Source organism: Yoonia sp. (genome assembly GCF_036007805.1).
In the GTDB taxonomy this organism is placed as follows: domain Bacteria; phylum Pseudomonadota; class Alphaproteobacteria; order Rhodobacterales; family Rhodobacteraceae; genus Yoonia.
Genome location: NZ_DASYOK010000025.1, coordinates 1 through 15,480 on the forward strand (window position 1 = coordinate 1; position 15,480 = coordinate 15,480).

Annotated in this window: 20 protein-coding genes and 1 other RNA gene; 14 read left to right on the top strand and 7 right to left on the bottom strand. The window is 59.1% G+C overall.

Features of this window, described 5'->3' with window-relative positions:
- Positions 1 to 159 precede the first annotated feature (159 nt).
- Entirely contained in the window at positions 160 to 966 is an 807-nt protein-coding gene (locus tag VGP75_RS01255; RefSeq protein WP_327541920.1) for a pseudouridine synthase, read from the bottom strand.
- A 64-nt stretch (positions 967 to 1,030) separates the two neighbouring features.
- Here VGP75_RS01255 and VGP75_RS01260 point away from each other — a divergent pair, with 64 nt between their 5' ends.
- A complete protein-coding gene (locus VGP75_RS01260; RefSeq protein WP_327541921.1) occupies positions 1,031 to 1,477 on the top strand; it encodes a nucleoside deaminase in 447 nt (148 codons plus the stop codon).
- Here VGP75_RS01260 and VGP75_RS01265 read toward each other — a convergent pair.
- Positions 1,474 to 2,145, bottom strand: coding sequence for a metal-dependent hydrolase (locus VGP75_RS01265; protein ID WP_327541922.1), 672 nt, complete (start codon positions 2,143 to 2,145; stop codon positions 1,474 to 1,476). The two genes, VGP75_RS01260 and VGP75_RS01265, sit on opposite strands and share 4 nt — an antisense overlap.
- A 54-nt stretch (positions 2,146 to 2,199) precedes the next feature.
- Between VGP75_RS01265 and VGP75_RS01270 the strand changes: the two genes are divergently transcribed.
- From VGP75_RS01270 to rpmG, 7 genes are all read left to right on the top strand, one after another.
- A complete protein-coding gene (locus VGP75_RS01270; RefSeq protein WP_327541923.1) occupies positions 2,200 to 2,853 on the top strand; it encodes a ceramidase domain-containing protein in 654 nt (217 codons plus the stop codon).
- A 33-nt stretch (positions 2,854 to 2,886) separates the two neighbouring features.
- Positions 2,887 to 3,174, top strand: coding sequence for an Asp-tRNA(Asn)/Glu-tRNA(Gln) amidotransferase subunit GatC (gene gatC, locus VGP75_RS01275; protein ID WP_055686240.1), 288 nt, complete (start codon positions 2,887 to 2,889; stop codon positions 3,172 to 3,174).
- The gene (gene gatA, locus VGP75_RS01280) at positions 3,174 to 4,661 is read left to right on the top strand and encodes an Asp-tRNA(Asn)/Glu-tRNA(Gln) amidotransferase subunit GatA (RefSeq protein ID WP_327541924.1); all 1,488 of its coding nucleotides are present in this window, start codon (positions 3,174 to 3,176) and stop codon (positions 4,659 to 4,661) included. The genes gatC and gatA overlap by 1 nt, the downstream gene beginning before the upstream one ends.
- A gap of 40 nt (positions 4,662 to 4,701) precedes the next feature.
- Entirely contained in the window at positions 4,702 to 5,496 is a 795-nt protein-coding gene (locus VGP75_RS01285) for a hypothetical protein (RefSeq protein ID WP_327541925.1), read from the top strand.
- Positions 5,457 to 6,206 carry an N-acetylmuramoyl-L-alanine amidase gene (locus VGP75_RS01290; RefSeq protein ID WP_526025494.1) on the top strand — a complete coding sequence of 250 codons (750 nt, stop codon included), beginning with the start codon at positions 5,457 to 5,459 and terminating at the stop codon, positions 6,204 to 6,206. The genes VGP75_RS01285 and VGP75_RS01290 overlap by 40 nt, the downstream gene beginning before the upstream one ends.
- 12 nt (positions 6,207 to 6,218) lie before the next feature.
- Positions 6,219 to 6,601: RNase P RNA component class A (gene rnpB / locus VGP75_RS01295), an RNA gene on the top strand.
- A 119-nt stretch (positions 6,602 to 6,720) separates the two neighbouring features.
- Positions 6,721 to 6,888, top strand: a complete 168-nt coding sequence (gene rpmG, locus VGP75_RS01300; protein WP_008233681.1) for a 50S ribosomal protein L33 — start codon at positions 6,721 to 6,723, stop codon at positions 6,886 to 6,888.
- Between the two features lie 57 nt (positions 6,889 to 6,945).
- Here the strand turns inward: rpmG and VGP75_RS01305 are convergent, their stop codons facing one another.
- The 3 genes from VGP75_RS01305 to VGP75_RS01315 form a co-directional block, all read right to left on the bottom strand.
- A complete protein-coding gene (locus tag VGP75_RS01305) occupies positions 6,946 to 7,341 on the bottom strand; it encodes an MAPEG family protein (RefSeq protein WP_327541926.1) in 396 nt (131 codons plus the stop codon).
- A 70-nt stretch (positions 7,342 to 7,411) separates the two neighbouring features.
- On the bottom strand, positions 7,412 to 8,149 hold the full coding sequence (locus tag VGP75_RS01310; protein WP_110279969.1) for a Bax inhibitor-1/YccA family protein: 738 nt from the start codon (positions 8,147 to 8,149) through the stop codon (positions 7,412 to 7,414).
- Positions 8,150 to 8,301: 152 nt separating this feature from the next.
- Positions 8,302 to 8,523, bottom strand: coding sequence for a DUF1127 domain-containing protein (locus VGP75_RS01315; RefSeq protein WP_327541927.1), 222 nt, complete (start codon positions 8,521 to 8,523; stop codon positions 8,302 to 8,304).
- Positions 8,524 to 8,637: 114 nt separating this feature from the next.
- On the opposite strand from VGP75_RS01315, the gene VGP75_RS01320 reads away from it, so the two are divergent.
- On the top strand, positions 8,638 to 9,516 hold the full coding sequence (locus VGP75_RS01320) for a LysR family transcriptional regulator (RefSeq protein WP_327541928.1): 879 nt from the start codon (positions 8,638 to 8,640) through the stop codon (positions 9,514 to 9,516).
- Here the strand turns inward: VGP75_RS01320 and VGP75_RS01325 are convergent.
- On the bottom strand, positions 9,506 to 10,465 hold the full coding sequence (locus VGP75_RS01325) for an NADPH:quinone oxidoreductase family protein (RefSeq protein WP_327541929.1): 960 nt from the start codon (positions 10,463 to 10,465) through the stop codon (positions 9,506 to 9,508). The two genes, VGP75_RS01320 and VGP75_RS01325, sit on opposite strands and share 11 nt — an antisense overlap.
- Before the next feature lie 275 nt (positions 10,466 to 10,740).
- Between VGP75_RS01325 and VGP75_RS01330 the strand changes: the two genes are divergently transcribed.
- The 4 genes from VGP75_RS01330 to VGP75_RS01345 all read left to right on the top strand — a co-directional run bounded on the left by VGP75_RS01330 (position 10,741) and on the right by VGP75_RS01345 (position 13,698).
- Positions 10,741 to 11,112, top strand: coding sequence for a helix-turn-helix domain-containing protein (locus VGP75_RS01330; protein ID WP_055294435.1), 372 nt, complete (start codon positions 10,741 to 10,743; stop codon positions 11,110 to 11,112).
- A 74-nt stretch (positions 11,113 to 11,186) separates the two neighbouring features.
- Positions 11,187 to 11,996, top strand: coding sequence for an inositol monophosphatase family protein (locus tag VGP75_RS01335; RefSeq protein ID WP_327541930.1), 810 nt, complete (start codon positions 11,187 to 11,189; stop codon positions 11,994 to 11,996).
- On the top strand, positions 11,989 to 13,329 hold the full coding sequence (locus VGP75_RS01340; RefSeq protein ID WP_327541931.1) for an 8-oxoguanine deaminase: 1,341 nt from the start codon (positions 11,989 to 11,991) through the stop codon (positions 13,327 to 13,329). Before VGP75_RS01335 ends, VGP75_RS01340 begins: the two co-directional genes overlap by 8 nt.
- Before the next feature lie 201 nt (positions 13,330 to 13,530).
- Complete coding sequence (locus tag VGP75_RS01345) at positions 13,531 to 13,698, top strand: CAP domain-containing protein (protein ID WP_327541932.1); 168 nt, start codon at positions 13,531 to 13,533, stop codon at positions 13,696 to 13,698.
- On the opposite strand, the gene guaD is transcribed toward VGP75_RS01345, so the two are convergent.
- Complete coding sequence (guaD, locus tag VGP75_RS01350; RefSeq protein WP_327541933.1) at positions 13,695 to 14,987, bottom strand: guanine deaminase; 1,293 nt, start codon at positions 14,985 to 14,987, stop codon at positions 13,695 to 13,697. The two genes, VGP75_RS01345 and guaD, sit on opposite strands and share 4 nt — an antisense overlap.
- A 100-nt stretch (positions 14,988 to 15,087) precedes the next feature.
- Between guaD and VGP75_RS01355 the strand changes: the two genes are divergently transcribed.
- On the top strand, positions 15,088 to 15,480 hold a 393-nt coding region (locus tag VGP75_RS01355), incomplete at its 3' end, for a magnesium transporter MgtE N-terminal domain-containing protein (protein WP_414727753.1).

Genomic DNA, 15,480 nt, shown 5'->3' on the forward strand with positions numbered 1-15,480 from the left:
GACGGACTGGTTGCAGGATGCCAATCGCAATGCCCCCCGCAAATCACACGCGGTTATCAATGCGAACGAAATCTTGCGCGCAAACAAATCGGCCAAAGCAACCCTTCCAAAAATAGTCTCCGGTCGCAGCATGCATAAGGCCGTTCATCCCGACAAGGTTCAACTCGACCGCTTTTTCCCCCTTGTGGGGCGATTGACGGTTCTGCGGACAGGTTTTTTCTGTGTCGGTTCCTCTGACAGGCCAAGCTGGTCGCGCAGAACGCGCTGTTTGACCTCTTCGACGCCGCCTTGCTTGAGTACGCCTAGCTGGAACGGCCCGTAACTTACGCGGATCAGGCGGTTCACGGTCACGCCGATCTCGCCCATCGCGCGGCGGATTTCGCGGTTCTTGCCCTCACGCAGGCTGACGGTCAACCATGCGTTTGCCCCTTGCTGGCGGTCAAAGGTCACGACCATGGGCTGGTAATTCACGCCGTCCACGGTGATGCCTGCGCGCAATTCATCCAGTTTCGCCTCAGAAACGGATCCGTTGATCCGCACGCGGTAGCGCCGCAGCCAGCCGGTCGCGGGCAGTTCAAGCTTGCGCTTGATCTCGCCGTCGTTGGTTAGCAGCAACAGACCTTCGGAGTTCAGGTCAAGCCGCCCTACTGACATGACACGCGGCATGGTGTCGGGCAGCGATGCAAAGACCGTCGGGCGGTCTTTTTCATCACGTTCGGTTGTCACAAGGCCTGCCGGTTTGTGATAGAGCCAGAGGCGTGCAGGCTCGGGTGCGCCCACCTGCTTGCCATCCACGACGATCCGGTCGGATGCGGTGATATTCAGCGCAGGGCTGGTAATGGTTTTGCCATTTACGCTGACGCGGCCGTCTTCGATCATGCGCTCGGCTTCGCGGCGGCTGGCAACACCTGCGCGCGACAGGACTTTGGCGATCCGGTCGCCGGGGGGAGGGGTATCTGTGCTCATATGGCTCCCATATCCGCTTTGATCGCCCCTTGCCAGAGATAGCCGCGCCAGTGCATCACAAGACATGGATTTTCGCTCTTATATGGATGTAGCCTTGCAAGAGGCTCGCGCCGCAGGTGGCCGCGGTGAGGTGCCCGTGGGCGCTGTGATCGCAGGGCCTGCAGGAGTCATCGCACAAGCAGGCAACCGGACACGGGAATTACACGATCCGACAGCCCACGCCGAGATACTGGCGATCCGTGCGGCCTGTGCCGCCTTGGGGCAGGAACGGCTGACGGGCTATGATCTCTATGTCACGCTGGAGCCGTGCCCAATGTGCGCGGCTGCGATCAGCAACGCCCGGATCGCACGTTTGTACTACGGGGCGGCTGACCCAAAGTCCGGTGGCGTCGCCCAAGGGCCGCGTATCTTCCAGCATGCCCAATGCCACCATGCCCCCGAAGTCTATGATGGCATCGGCGCGCAGCCTGCGGAAGCATTGCTCAAGGATTTCTTTGCCGCAAAGCGCTAGATTTCTACTGTTTCCATCACGGCCGGTGTGCGGACATCCACGTCCGGCAAAGCATCAACCAGCGGCTGCGCACTTTGCGCCAGCAAAGGGAATGTCGCGTAATGGGCAGGGATCACGGTTTTGAAGTTAAAATAGCGTTTGGCCGCATAGGCTGCACCTTCCATCCCCATCGTGTAGTGGCCCCCACAGCACAGGATGCCGATATCGGGGTTATAGAAATCGCCCATCCAGTCCATATCGGCCATGATATCGGTGTCACCCGAGACATAGATCGTATGGCCTTCGCCCTTGATCATATAGCCCGCCTCGGTGCCGGCATAGGCGGACCCGACAGAGGACGAATGCGTGGCCTGCACCATCGACACCAGCGCGCCACCCAGATCAACGGTGCCGCCTTTGTTGAATTCCACCGTCTCATGGGCGTCAAAGATCGCGCAAAGTTCTGGGATGCCGACGACGAAAGCACCGGTTTCCTTGGCAATCGCGTCCACCTCGGAGGTGTGATCGAAATGACCGTGGGTCAACAAGATATGGGTGGCACCTGCAAGGGCTGCGGCGCGGTGTTCATTGGGAAATGAGGGGTTTCCCTCAAGCCACGGGTCAATCAGCAGAACCGCGCCTTCGATTTCAATGCGGAAACTTGCGTGTCCCAGCCAAGTGATTTTCATATTGCTCTCCCTCGCTTTGGCGTCAGGATAGGGGCAAAGAACGGAGGGGCCAAGGTGAATTGGTTTGAACAGATCGACGGCTATTGCGAGCGCACGGATTTCACCTACTGGTCCGAGCCGATCAATGCGGTGACGAATCTGGCATTCATTATTGCGGCCCTGATCCTGTGGCGCCGCAGTGCGGGCGTGCCGATGGCGCGGGTGCTATGCGGCATTCTCTTTGCCATTGGCGTGGGCAGTTTCCTGTTCCACACCCATGCCACGATCTGGGCCATGCTGTTGGATGTGCTGCCGATTGGCGTTTTCATCCTGATCTATCTCTTCGTGGTGAACCGCGACATGGTGCCGATGGGCCATTGGTATGCGGTCTTCGCGACCGCGCTGTTTATTCCCTATGCCGCTGTGCTGGTGCCGGTCCTGAACCAGTTTCCGTTCATCCGCATTTCCAACTTCTACTGGACCGTGCCGATCCTCTTGGCCATCTATGCCCTGATCCTGCGGCACAAACCGGGAATCGCCCGCGGGTTTTTGCAGGGTGCTGCACTTTTGTGCCTGTCGATCACCATCCGCTCGCTTGATGAAATCCTGTGCGATGCGATCCCGATTGGCACCCATTTCATCTGGCATATCCTGAACGGGATCATGCTGGGCTTCATGATCCATGTTTACACGCGCCATATGCTTGCGACTGGCCGCACGGGGCGGTAAACGCAGCGGATAGATTTACCGGAGAGTTTCCCCATGTCGATTGACACCGAAACCGCCCGCCGCGTGGCCAAGCTTGCCCGCATCAAGGTGGAAGACGACGCCCTGCCAGCGCTGGCATCCGAATTCAGCGCGATTTTGGGGTTTATTGAGCAACTCAACGAAGTGGATGTGGAAGGTGTCGAGCCGATGACATCCGTGACCCCCCAGCGCCTGAAGCGCCGCGCGGATGTCGTCACCGACGGCAACCAGCAAGCGGCGGTGTTGAAGAACGCCCCCGACGCGCGTGAAGGCTTTTTTGCTGTGCCAAAGGTGGTTGAATAATGTCCGATCTGACCAAACTGACCATCGCGCAGGCCCGTGACGCGCTGCGCAAAGGCGATACCACCAGCGCCGAGATCACATCCGCCTGTCTGACCGCCATTGAAGGTGCAGACGCGCTGGGCGCTTTCGTGCACCACACACCCGAGATCGCGACAGCACAGGCCGCCGCCGCCGATACCCGTATCAAGGCAGGTGACGCGCCCGATATGTGCGGCATCCCGCTGGGGATCAAAGATCTGTTTTGTACCAAAGGTGTGCCCTCGCAGGCTGCTTCGCGGATTCTTGAAGGTTTCAAGCCCGAGTATGAGAGCACGATCACAAGCCAGCTGTTTGACGCGGGCGCTGTCATGTTGGGCAAGCTCAACATGGACGAATTCGCGATGGGGTCTTCGAATGAGACCTCGGTTTACGGCAATGCGGTCAACCCGTGGAAGCGCGCAGGCGACGATACAGCCCTGACGCCCGGTGGCTCATCGGGTGGGTCGGCCAGCGCTGTTGCTGCTGATCTCTGCCTCGCTGCCACCGGGACCGATACCGGCGGCTCCATCCGCCAGCCTGCGGCCTTTACCGGCATCACAGGATTGAAACCCACCTATGGCCGTGTGTCGCGCTGGGGGATTGTGGCGTTCGCCTCCTCACTCGATCAAGCGGGGCCGATGACCAAAGACGTGCGCGATGCGGCCATCATGCTGACCGCCATGGCGGGCCATGATCCATTGGACAGCACCAGTGCCGATATTCCCGTGCCGGATTTTGAAGCTGCCCTCACAGGCGACATTCGCGGCAAGACAATTGGTATCCCCAAGGAATACCGCATGGAGGGTATGCCCGCCGAGATCGAAAAACTGTGGGAAGATGGCACCGCGATGCTGAAAGACGCAGGCGCGAAGATCGTCGATATCACGCTGCCGCATACGAAATACGCGCTGCCCGCTTACTACGTGATTGCGCCTGCCGAGGCCTCTTCAAACCTTGCCCGCTATGACGGTGTGCGCTTTGGCCACCGTGCCAAGCTTGCGCAGGGCGACGGCATCACAGAGATGTATGAAAAGACCCGCGCCGAGGGCTTTGGCCCCGAAGTGCAGCGCCGTGTCATGGTTGGCACCTATGTGCTGTCGGCGGGTTTTTATGATGCCTACTATAACCGTGCGCGCCGTGTGCGTGCACTGATCAAGCAGGACTTTGACCGTGTTTTTGCGGACGGTGTTGATGCGATCCTGACACCGGCCACGCCGTCGGCAGCCTTCGGGTTGGGTGAGATGACCAAAGCCGACCCGATCCAGATGTACCTCAACGACGTCTTTACCGTGACGGTGAACCTTGCAGGTCTGCCGGGCATTGCGGTGCCTACCGGACAGAACGCGCAAGGTTTGCCGATGGGCCTGCAATTGATCGGACGGCCTTGGGAAGAGGGTGATTTGCTGAATGTGGCTTATAGCCTTGAGCAATCTGCAGGTTTTGTAGCCAAGCCTGCCAAGTGGTGGTAAGCTTTTGCAAAACAAAGCGCAGTCTGACAGGTAGAACATGATGAGAACCGGCATTTTGGTTGCACTGACTTTGATCGGGCTTGCGGCGTGTTCGCCGCGGGTTGTTCCGACCGAACGTGGCGTGGGTTTTGGCGATTTTACCGAGTTCGAGCTGGAACGCGCGCGGCGCGAGGCGCAGCTCAGCGCACCGCGTGGGACGATTGTGCCCCCTGCACAGGTAAACACCATCCCATCGCAGCAACCGGTCAATCAGACCCAAGCGATACCGTCCAGCGCGCTTGCGCAGGCTGGTATCGGTACTGCCGCAACACCGGCACCTGCGGCTGCAAGCCCCGCGCCGGTCGCACCTTTGCAGACCCCGAGGCTTGGCGCTGATCCATTGCGCACACAAGGCGTGCAGGCATCGCCAAGCAATCCCGCCCCTGCCTTGATCACGGGCAATGCGGGCCTGTCGGACGAACAAAGCTTTGATGCGGTCGCAGGCCGCGAAACGATTGAAAGTGATGCGCAACGGCGCGCGGCGCAGGCTGCGGCACGTGAACAGATTGCGCCGACCGCAGTACCGGAGCGCCCGGCGAACACAGGCCCGAATATCGTTGAATACGCGTTGAATGCGCCCAACGTGAAGGGACAAGAGTGGTACAGCCGGTCACTGCTTTCGGGTGAAGGACGCTTCCGCCGGAACTGTGCGACCTATGCGACCCCTGATGATGCGCAGCGCGATTTTCTGGCGCGTGGCGGGCCCGAGCGGGACAGACGCGGTATTGACCCTGATGGTGACGGCTTTGCCTGTGGCTGGGATCCGGCGCCCTTTATTGCGGCGGTGCGGAACTGAAGCTGACGACGCAGGCCTCGCCCAATTGCGGGCCGCGGCGTGACGGGGCGACACCTGATATCGTGGTCATCCACTATACGGCGATGACGTCGGCGCAGGCAGCGGCCGATACTTTGTGCAATCCCGAAACCGAAGTCTCCGCGCATTACCTGATTGCCGAAGACGGTGAGGTGATCTCACTTGTGCCCGAGGCGCTGCGCGCGTGGCACGCTGGTGCTGGCGCTTGGGGACGCGTGACAGACGTCAACAGCCGTTCCATCGGGATTGAACTTGCCACTACGGGGTTTGCCCCCTTTGCGGCAGCACAGATGGATGCGCTGACGGAGCTCTTGCGCGGGATCAAGGCGCGCTGGGATATCCGGCCGGAACGGGTGATCGGCCATTCGGATATGGCGCCCGGGCGCAAGATTGATCCGGGCGTGCGTTTTGACTGGCGCAGGCTGGCAATTGAAGGGCTATCCGTCTGGCCCTCATCAAGCGCTGGCGCGCATTCTTCGGAAGAGTGCCCGCAAGGGGCCGATGACGCGCGATTTGCGGCTTTGATGGCCGCATTCGGTTATACAGCGACCACGGATCATGCGCTGCTCCTCAAAAGCTTCCGTATGCGCTTTCGTCCGCGCCACATAGGCCCTCTGGATACCGTTGACCTTGCCATGACCACCGATCTCGCAAACCGCTTTCCCGTTGACGTGAACGCGGCTGTCGCCTAACTGCCATTTTGCGCGGATGGCTGGATGGCTGCGGTCCCGGAGTTGATCCGGGATCGAGGAAAGTCCGGACTCCAAAAAGCACGGTGCCGGGTAACGCCCGGCGGGGGTAACCCCAGGGAAAGCGCCACAGAGAACAGACTACCTGACTCCGGTCAGGAAAAGGTGAAACGGTGGGGTAAGAGCCCACCGCGCGAGCGGCAACGCAAGCGGCACGGCAAGCCCCACCGGGAGCAATGCCAAATAGGGACCTCGCGCCGAAAGGCGGGGATGCTTGAGCCCCAGACGGTCCGGGTTGGCAGCTAGAGGGTGTCTGGTAACAGGCGCTCCAGATGAATGGTCATCCATCCGTGGGCAACCGCGGGGGACAGAATCCGGCTTATAGGCCATCCGCGCATAAACAAACCATCAGAACACCTGTTTGCTGTTGACTCGGCCCAAGGCGCGGGTAAAAGGCACCTTCTATGAGATACACGCGATGTGCCGCGCGTCGGCCCGCAATCAGAGGATATGAGATATGGCGAAGCCTACCACAATCAAAATCCGCCTGAACTCCACTGCGGGGACCGGGCACTTTTACGTCACGAAAAAGAACGCACGTACCATGACCGAGAAAATGGTCATCAAAAAGTACGATCCCGTTGTGCGCAAGCACGTCGAGTACAAGGAAGGCAAGATCAAGTAATTGATCGCCTGACCTGCGAATGATCTGGCCGCGCATCTTGCGCGGCCTTTTTGTTTGTCAAAACCCCAGAAGCGTCAGGGCAAGGATCAGGATCAACCCGATCTGTGCCGCCAGCGTGAGCCACATGCCGAAAAACCGGAACCGCCAGTGGGTGCCGTGGATCGCAAAGTAGATGCCATGCATGGCCCGCCCAAGAACCAGCATGCAGGCCGCTGCGATCAACAGGGCCTGTGATGCCCCCTGCGCCTCGGCCAATCCCATCAGAATAAGGGCAATAGGCAGTTGCTCAACCGCATTCGCATGGCCCCGGATAGCCTTGGCCAAGGTACGGTCATCATTGTCCCCCAGGACCACGCCACCGCGCCTGCGCAATTGGATCACCTTAATCGTCAGCAACAGGATCATGATCCCCGCAAAGAGGGCAGTAGACGAGGTAACAGGCAAGGAAATCATGGGTGGCTTTCGGGCAAAGAAAAAGGGCTGATGTTGCCATCAGCCCTCAAACCAACTTGCTGCGCAATGCTTATTCGCGGTTGCCGAACAGCTGCAGCAGGAACATGAACATGTTGATAAAGTCCAGATACAGGTTCAACGCACCCATGATCGCAGACTTCGCCAGCCACTCCTGATCGCCATGTGCGGCATGTGCGATGTAGTCATTCTTGATCTTCTGTGTGTCATAGGCTGTGAGGCCCGCGAAGATCAGCACACCAAGGATCGAAATCGCAAACATGATCGCAGGTGACTGCAGGAAGATGTTGACGATCATCGCCACGACCAGACCGATCACACCCATGATCAGGAATGCGCCCCAGCCCGAAATGTCTTTCTTCGTGGTATAACCATAGAGGCTCAGACCCGCGAAGGCGATCGACGTGATCAAAAAGACGTTTGCGATCGACAGGCCGGTGAAGGCCACGAAAATCCATGCCATCGACAGGCCCATGACGGCCGCAAAAGCGTAGAAGAACGTTTGCGCTGCCGCCGCAGAGAAGCGGTTGATCATGGCACCAAAGCCAAAGACCATTGCAAGCGGCGCGAACATCACGATCCAGCCAAGAATATTTGGCGACAGTGTAATTGGGTCGCGGAAGATACTGAGCAGGGCAGGCGATGTACCTACAGCCCAAGCAACTGCGAAAGTGATCAGCATGCCCACGGACATTGTTCCGTAGACTTTATTCATGTGGGCGCGAAGACCCTCGTCGATTGCGGCCGTGCGTACTCCGCCGGCCGTTCTAATTGTATCGTATTGAGCCATTTGGACCTCCAAATTAAACAGCGGCGCCGCAAGACGGCATCCTTGCTCAGCATATTGGCAGGTACCCCTGTATTTTCAAGGCTCGAGCGGGCTGTTTTGCGTATTTCTGACCAATTTGGGCGAGAATGTCGCAGTCCGATAGTGAGTGCCTGCTACTTGCGCCAGTGCAGCGGTGCATTCCAGACCGGTTTTTGCGCTTCTGCAACGGCCTCTGTGCGTGAAATCCCGATGTCTGCAAGCATATGGTCGTCAAGTGCGCGCAACTGGCGGCGCTGGCGTGAAAGGGCGATCATCTCCCGCAGGCTCGCCACGACAGAGCGTGGTTTGGGCTGGCAGTTTTGGTGTAGGGCGGTAGTGCGGATTGAAAGTGTCATAGCATTCTCTCTCGTGATATTTTGTCTCGTTCATATTCTATTGATTGATATATGGGGGCGTTGCATCCATAATGAAAATGAATAGTTTTGAAGTGAACCATCAAGGATTGTGATATGGTCCGGAATCTCGATTTGACGGCGCTCCGCTCTTTTGTGGCGGTCTCGGACGCGGGTGGTGTGACCCGCGCTGCGGGGATGCTGAACCTGACGCAATCCGCTGTGTCGATGCAGCTCAAGCGCTTGGAAGAATCACTGGATGTTGCCCTGCTCGACCGCACTGCGCGGACCATCGCGCTGACCCCGGCAGGTGAGCAGCTTTTGGGTTATGCGCGGTCGATGCTGGCCACCAACGACGAGATTCTGAACCGCCTCACAGCAACTGAATTTGAGGGCGAACTCAAATTAGGGGTGCCGCATGACATCATCTACCCTGTGATTCCCGCCGTCCTGAAACGCTTTGCCGCTGAATTCCCCCGTATGCAGGTGCGCCTGATTTCTGCGCCCACTCGCAAACTCTTGCCCATGCACGGACGCGGCGAGGTTGATCTGATCCTGACGACCGAGGAAACCTGTGGCCCTGATGGTCAGGTTCTGATCGAACTGCCGCTGATCTGGATCGGCGCAGAGGATGGTGTAGCATGGCGCAGACGCCCCTTGCCTGTGGCCTTCTGCAAGAACTGTATTTTCCGCAGTGGTGTTTTGCAGGCGCTGAATGCGGATGGAATCGATTGGAATATGGCCGTCGATTCCGATCACGACAGTGCCATCGAGGCCGCTGTGAGCGCTGATCTTGCCGTACATGTGTCGCTGAAAGGCTGTTTGCCGCCACATACCGTGCCGGTTGAGCACGGCGGTTTGTTGCCGGCGCTGAAGCCGCAGAACATCAATCTCTACGTTCTCAAGCCCGAAGATCAGCCCAGTCAGGCGATGGCACGGATCATCCAGCAATGCTATGACGCACCGCGCCTCGCGCCGCAATTGCTTACGGCGTAACGACGACTTTACCGGTGGATTTGCGGCTGCGCATCAACTCCAGCGCGTCCGCAGCCTGATCAAGCGGCAGCGTATGGCTGATGTGCGGTTTGAGTTTGCCTGCGGCGTGCCAGTCCATCAGTTCTGACAGGCTGTCGGTCAGGGCCTCTGGGTTGAAGGCAAGATAGCCGCCCCAGTAAAACCCGATGACCGAGATATTCTTCACAAGGATGATGTTGGCGGGGATCTGTGGAACTTCACCGCTGGCAAAACCGATGATGATCACGCGTGCTTCCCGGTTGCAGGCCCCGAGTGCTGCCTTGAACGCGGCACCGCCGACCGGATCGTAAACGACATCTGCTCCACCGAGCGCCTTGACCGCCGCCTTGATATCGTCGGTATCACTGTCAATCAGGTGATCGGCACCGGCGGCCTTGGCAACCGCCAGTTTGTCCGCACCGCGTGCCACGGCGATCACAGTGGCCCCCATGGCCTTGCCGATCTCTACGGCTGTCAGCCCCACACCGCCCGCAGCGCCCAGCACCAACAGTGTCTCACCTTCTTGCAGGCGGGCGCGGCGGGAAAGTGCGAGATGTGATGTGCCATAGGCCACCATAAAACCTGCCGCGATGACATCTGGCATGGTGTCCGGCACTGGCCGGCAGAGCGCGGCTGGAAAAAGACCCTTCTCGGCCATTCCCCCCTGACCACCAAAAACCGCAACCCGTGTTCCAATCCCGGGTGATGTCACATCATCGCCTGTCGCAATGACGGTGCCACAAACCTCCATACCCAGCGTGAAGGGGGTGGTGGGCGTATCCTGATAGGTGCCTTTTGCCATCAGCAGATCGGCGAAATTCAAACCGCAGGCGGCAATATCAAGCAAAACCTCGCCTGATCCGGGTGTAGGGACATCCACATCCCGCAACGCAGGGGGCGCGTCGAATGAGGTCACTTGAAATGCGCGCATAGGGTTTGATTCCTTCCAAATACGGGTCTGAAGTAACTTATCGGTGCCACGCCCGCATTTGTAAAATAGCCGAGAAATCTAGCTGAATGTCTAAAAGTGATCCCGAGAACCTGTCTTTAAGGTCAGGGCAGGCCATGCAACCGTTGCGTGTTCTCGGGGAATGCTATTTTCCCGTTGATTAGAAATTGATTGCAGTGTGAACATTAACACTGCGGCGCGCAATCAAGGAGTGTGGTACACTGTTGCCATGATCCTTTGAAAAAGAGGTAGACAGCATGAAGCACCCCGTTGACGTCCATGTCGGAAAACGCATCCGCCATCGGCGCTGGATGAATGGCACGACACAACAACAGCTTGCAGAGGCCGTTGGCATCAAGTTCCAGCAAATCCAAAAATATGAAACAGGCATGAACCGCGTCAGCGCGTCCCGCCTTTGGGATATTTCTAAGGTACTGGGCGTCAATGTTTCTTTCTTCTTCGAGGGTCTCGAGGTTGATCATGACGCAGTGCCAAATACGTCGGATATGCCTGCCGACATCCTGACCGACAAAGAAGCGCTTGAGTTGCTGCGCTCATACTACGCGATCCCCGAAAACCAGCGCCGGCGCTTGTTTGACCTCGCGCGCGTTCTGAGTGAAGCCGCTTAGTCCACGACTTGACCTGCCATACTGCGTCGCGATACCGCCAGAGGGACAGCGGCGCAGATGAAGGGTCCATCCTGATGGCAGTCTCAAAAACAACCCAAACGGAACTGATTCGCGTGGCCCATGCGCTTGCCGACGCGGCAAGACCGGTCACCTTGGCGCATTTCCGCGCAACGGGTTTGGCGGCGGACAACAAGGATGAAGCAGGCTTTGATCCGGTCACGATCGCCGACCGCGGCGCGGAAGAGGCGATGCGGGCGGTCTTGGCCGAAACGCGCCCTGATGACGCGATCCTTGGCGAAGAGCACGGCTACAAAACGGGCACGTCGGGGCTCACTTGGGTGCTTGACCCCATCGACGGCACACGCGGCTACATCAGCGGCACACCGACATGGGGTGTGCTGATCTCGGTCAGGGACGAAAGCGGGCCGCTTTTTGGTTTAATCGACCAGCCCTATATCGCTGAACGCTTTGCCGGCGGCTTTGGCATCGCCGAGATGCATGGCCCGCAAGGAAGGTCCGCTCTGCAATGCCGCGCACCGCGTCCGCTGGCGCAGGCCACTGTGCTGACCACATTCCCCGAAGTCGGCACCCCTGAAGAAGGGGCCGCGTTTCGCGCCGTCGCTGGGCAGGCGCAACTGACCCGCTATGGTATGGATTGCTATGCCTATGCGCTTTTGGCGGCGGGCCAGGTTGATTTGGTAATCGAGGCGGGTTTGAACGCCTATGACATTCAGGCACCGATTGCAGTGATTCAGGCCGCAGGCGGGATCGTCACCGACTGGTCCGGCGCGCCCGCGCATGAGGGCGGACGGGTGGTCGCCGCCGCAAACCCCGCGATCCATGCCGAGGCTTTGGCTATTCTGGGGCAGAGCATGCATGACTGAAACCCTGATCAAACATGCCGATCACATCATCACGATGGATGACCAACGGCATGCGTTGCAGGGTGCGGACATTCTTTTGCGCGGTGGTGTCGTTGCCGCGATTGGCCAGAACCTTAAGGCGGACGGGGCGGCTGTTTTCCACGCCAAGGGCAAGATCATCACCCCCGGTCTGGTTAATACGCACCATCACCTTTACCAAACGCTGACACGTGCTGTCCCCGGCGCACAGGATGCGTTGCTCTTTGGCTGGCTCCAGCGGCTGTACCCGATCTGGGCGGGCTTTGGGCCTGAAGAGATGTTCGTTTCGGCCCAAGTGGGCCTTGCCGAACTTGCACTGTCAGGCTGTACGCTGACTTCGGATCATCTGTACCTTTACCCCAACGGTGCGCGTCTGGATGACACAATCGCCGCCGCCGAGGAAATCGGGCTGCGCTTTCACGCCACGCGCGGCGCGATGAGCATTGGCGAAAGCGACGGTGGGTTGCCCCCCGATGCACTGGTCGAGAACGAGGAACACATCCTTGAGGACAGTATCCGGGTGATTGACGCGTTCCATGATGCAAGCGCCGGTGCGATGGTGCGCGTCGGCGTGGCCCCTTGCAGCCCGTTTTCCGTGACGCGGGATCTGATGCGCAACGCGGCCATTCTGGCCCGCGACAAGGGCGTGATGATGCATACCCATCTGGCCGAAAACGATGAAGATATCGCCTATTCGCTGGAAAAATTCGGCTGCCGTCCGGGGCAATATGCCGAAGACCTTGGCTGGACGGGTGCCGATGTCTGGCATGCGCATTGCGTCAAACTGGACGGGCGCGAGATTGATCTTTTTGCGCGCAGCCGCACGGGTGTCGCCCATTGTCCGTGCTCGAACTGTCGCCTTGGATCAGGCATTGCCCCGGTGCGCCAGATGCGGGACGCGGGCGTGCCTGTGGGCTTGGGAGTGGATGGATCGGCCAGCAATGACATCGGGAACCTCGTCGCAGAGGCCCGTCAGGCCATGCTTTTGCAGCGGGTTCAGAACGGGGCCGATGCGATGTCGGCAGGTGAGGCGCTTGAGATTGCCACCCGTGGCGGCGCGCAGGTGTTGGGGCGCGATGACTGCGGCCAGATTGCTGTCGGGAAACGGGCCGATCTTGCGATCTGGGATGCCAAGGTGATCGAGAATGCAGGATCATGGGATCCGGCCGCTTTGCTGTTGGCGGGACCGATGAAGGTTGATGCGCTGTTTGTCGAAGGACGCCAGATCGTGTCAGAGGGCCAGTTGACGTCAGTTGACCTGCCAAAGATCATCGCACGGCAAAACACACTCGCGCGAAAACTCGCCGAGATGTAAATGGCGCCCCGGTTTGGCTATATTCAAACGCGACTAATCAGGTCTCCGCTTCCATGCTCGCTCTGGATGGTTATGAAGATTACAGTCCTTTGGTGCGCTCTGGCTTTGATGGCTGCTTGCAACACCACCTCGCTGTCGCAATCGACCACTATTCAGCTCTCCTCGTCTTAATCGGGCTTTGGATCAGGGTTCGCCGCAGCAATGAACGCGTTCCGCGCGCGGCAGGGGCTTGGCCCGTTGCAGGTGAGTCCGGCCTTGACCCGCGCAGCCCAGGCGCATGCCGAAGACATCGCAGGGCGCAGCTTTACGCAATACGGGCTGGGCCGATCCGGCAGTATCTGGGTGCAGAAACAGGCCGCAAGCCGCTAGCGCGCCTGCCTGACACCTGCGATCCACACGTCCCGCACCGCGCGGTCATCGCCCATCATGATGGTCGGAAAAAGAGCATCCCAAATGTCGGCGGCACGGTCCGCCCGTTGTGAAATGGCAGGGGTTGATTGCAGGTTGAGGATCGTCAGATCGGCGGCAGCACCCGCACCAAGGTGCCCGATCTCGCCTCTCATTTTCAGCGCGCCTGCTGATCCTTCTGTGGCTAGCCACATTAACTGCGCAGGATGCAGTGCCGTGCCGCGCAACTGCCCGATCTCATAGGCTGCAGCCATCGTGCGCAGCATCGAAAATGATGATCCGCCACCTGTATCCGTGGCAAGGCCGATGGACAGCGATGCCTCCGCCAGCCCCATCAGATCAAAAAGACCTGAACCGATGAAGGTGTTTGATGTGGGGCAATGCACGACCGCCGCACCGACCTCTTTCAGGCGGTCGATCTCGCGGGGTTCAAGGTGGATGGCATGGCCGTAAAGCCCGTTTTCGCCCAAAAGTCCGTAAGCCTCATAGGTATCCAGATAATCGCGTGCCTGCGGGAACAGTTCACGGACCCACGCAATCTCGGGCAGTTGTTCGCTGAGATGCGTCTGCATCAGACAGGTGGGGTGCTCTGCCCAAAGTGCGCCCAAGGCGGATAGTTGCGCGGGCGTGGATGTGGGCGAGAAACGCGGCGTGATCGCGTAATGCGCGCGCCCCTTGCCGTGCCACTTTTCCAAAAGCCTCTTGCTGTCGTCATAGGCGCTCTGGGCCGTGTCGCGCAGGGTATCGGGGGCGTTGCGGTCCATGCAGGTCTTGCCTGCAATCACCGCCATATTGCGCGCTACCGCGGCCTCAAAAATCGCATCTACACTTTCGGGATGAATGGTGCAGAAACTCGTCAGCGTGGTCGTGCCATGGGCGATCGCCAGATCCAGCGTCACGTCCGCCACCTGATTGGCATAGGCCCGATCACCAAAGCGGCTTTCCTCGGGGAAGGTATAGGTGTTCAGCCAGTCAATCAGCTGCTTGCCCCAACTCGCGATAATGCCGGTCTGGGGATAGTGCATATGGGCATCGATAAAGCCCGCGCTGATTACGTCGTCACCATAGTCAGTCACCTGCGCATCGGGGTGGGCGCTACGCAGTGCGGCGCCATGTCCTGTCGCAGTGATCCGCCCGCTTTCGATCAGCACGCCACCCGCGCTGTCAAATTGGACAGCATCCTGCCAGTTGCCCGCCAGCGGATTGCCGGAAAAACCCAAGGTCTGGCCCAAAAGTAATTGCTTTGTCATACCGCGACCATATGAGGCCGGAAGATCGGGGTAAATCGCGAAAACCGCGTTGTGCCGCCGCTGCGAACGATTATGTTGACTATTCAACAAAGGATGCATCATGGCCGAAGCCGACCCCATCGACGACGAAGAAGCATTTGGGATCACCGACCGTCTGGTCAGTGAGGTCATGGAGGCTGTGGAACGCAACGACGGTGCGTTCCTCACCGAAACGCTTGATCCTTTGCACCCAGCCGACATCGCGCATTTGCTCGAGCAGATCGACACCAAGGACAGGCGCGCGCTGCTGACCGCATGGCCGGGCAACCTTGAGGGTGAGGTCCTGTCAGAGCTTGACGAAGAGCTGCGCGAGGAGGTGATCGGCCAGCTTGATCCGGAAGAACTGGCCGATGCGGTGCGTGATCTGGAAAGCGACGATGTTGTCGACCTTGTCGAATACCTTGATGACACGCAGACAGAGGCAGTTCTGGATGCGCTGGATGCCAGCGACCGT

Bases quoted from the DNA above. Each gene is read 5' to 3' on its own strand.
- VGP75_RS01255 (WP_327541920.1), bottom strand. From the start codon at position 966: ATGAGCACAGATACCCCTCCCCCCGGCGACCGGATCGCCAAAGTCCTG.
- VGP75_RS01260 (WP_327541921.1), top strand. From the start codon at position 1,031: ATGGATTTTCGCTCTTATATGGATGTAGCCTTGCAAGAGGCTCGCGCC.
- VGP75_RS01265 (WP_327541922.1), bottom strand. From the start codon at position 2,145: ATGAAAATCACTTGGCTGGGACACGCAAGTTTCCGCATTGAAATCGAA.
- gatC (WP_055686240.1), top strand. From the start codon at position 2,887: ATGTCGATTGACACCGAAACCGCCCGCCGCGTGGCCAAGCTTGCCCGC.
- gatA (WP_327541924.1), top strand. From the start codon at position 3,174: ATGTCCGATCTGACCAAACTGACCATCGCGCAGGCCCGTGACGCGCTG.
- VGP75_RS01285 (WP_327541925.1), top strand. From the start codon at position 4,702: ATGAGAACCGGCATTTTGGTTGCACTGACTTTGATCGGGCTTGCGGCG.
- rpmG (WP_008233681.1), top strand. From the start codon at position 6,721: ATGGCGAAGCCTACCACAATCAAAATCCGCCTGAACTCCACTGCGGGG.
- VGP75_RS01305 (WP_327541926.1), bottom strand. From the start codon at position 7,341: ATGATTTCCTTGCCTGTTACCTCGTCTACTGCCCTCTTTGCGGGGATC.
- VGP75_RS01310 (WP_110279969.1), bottom strand. From the start codon at position 8,149: ATGGCTCAATACGATACAATTAGAACGGCCGGCGGAGTACGCACGGCC.
- VGP75_RS01315 (WP_327541927.1), bottom strand. From the start codon at position 8,523: ATGACACTTTCAATCCGCACTACCGCCCTACACCAAAACTGCCAGCCC.
- VGP75_RS01320 (WP_327541928.1), top strand. From the start codon at position 8,638: ATGGTCCGGAATCTCGATTTGACGGCGCTCCGCTCTTTTGTGGCGGTC.
- VGP75_RS01325 (WP_327541929.1), bottom strand. From the start codon at position 10,465: ATGCGCGCATTTCAAGTGACCTCATTCGACGCGCCCCCTGCGTTGCGG.
- VGP75_RS01330 (WP_055294435.1), top strand. From the start codon at position 10,741: ATGAAGCACCCCGTTGACGTCCATGTCGGAAAACGCATCCGCCATCGG.
- VGP75_RS01335 (WP_327541930.1), top strand. From the start codon at position 11,187: ATGGCAGTCTCAAAAACAACCCAAACGGAACTGATTCGCGTGGCCCAT.
- VGP75_RS01340 (WP_327541931.1), top strand. From the start codon at position 11,989: ATGACTGAAACCCTGATCAAACATGCCGATCACATCATCACGATGGAT.
- VGP75_RS01345 (WP_327541932.1), top strand. From the start codon at position 13,531: ATGAACGCGTTCCGCGCGCGGCAGGGGCTTGGCCCGTTGCAGGTGAGT.
- guaD (WP_327541933.1), bottom strand. From the start codon at position 14,987: ATGACAAAGCAATTACTTTTGGGCCAGACCTTGGGTTTTTCCGGCAAT.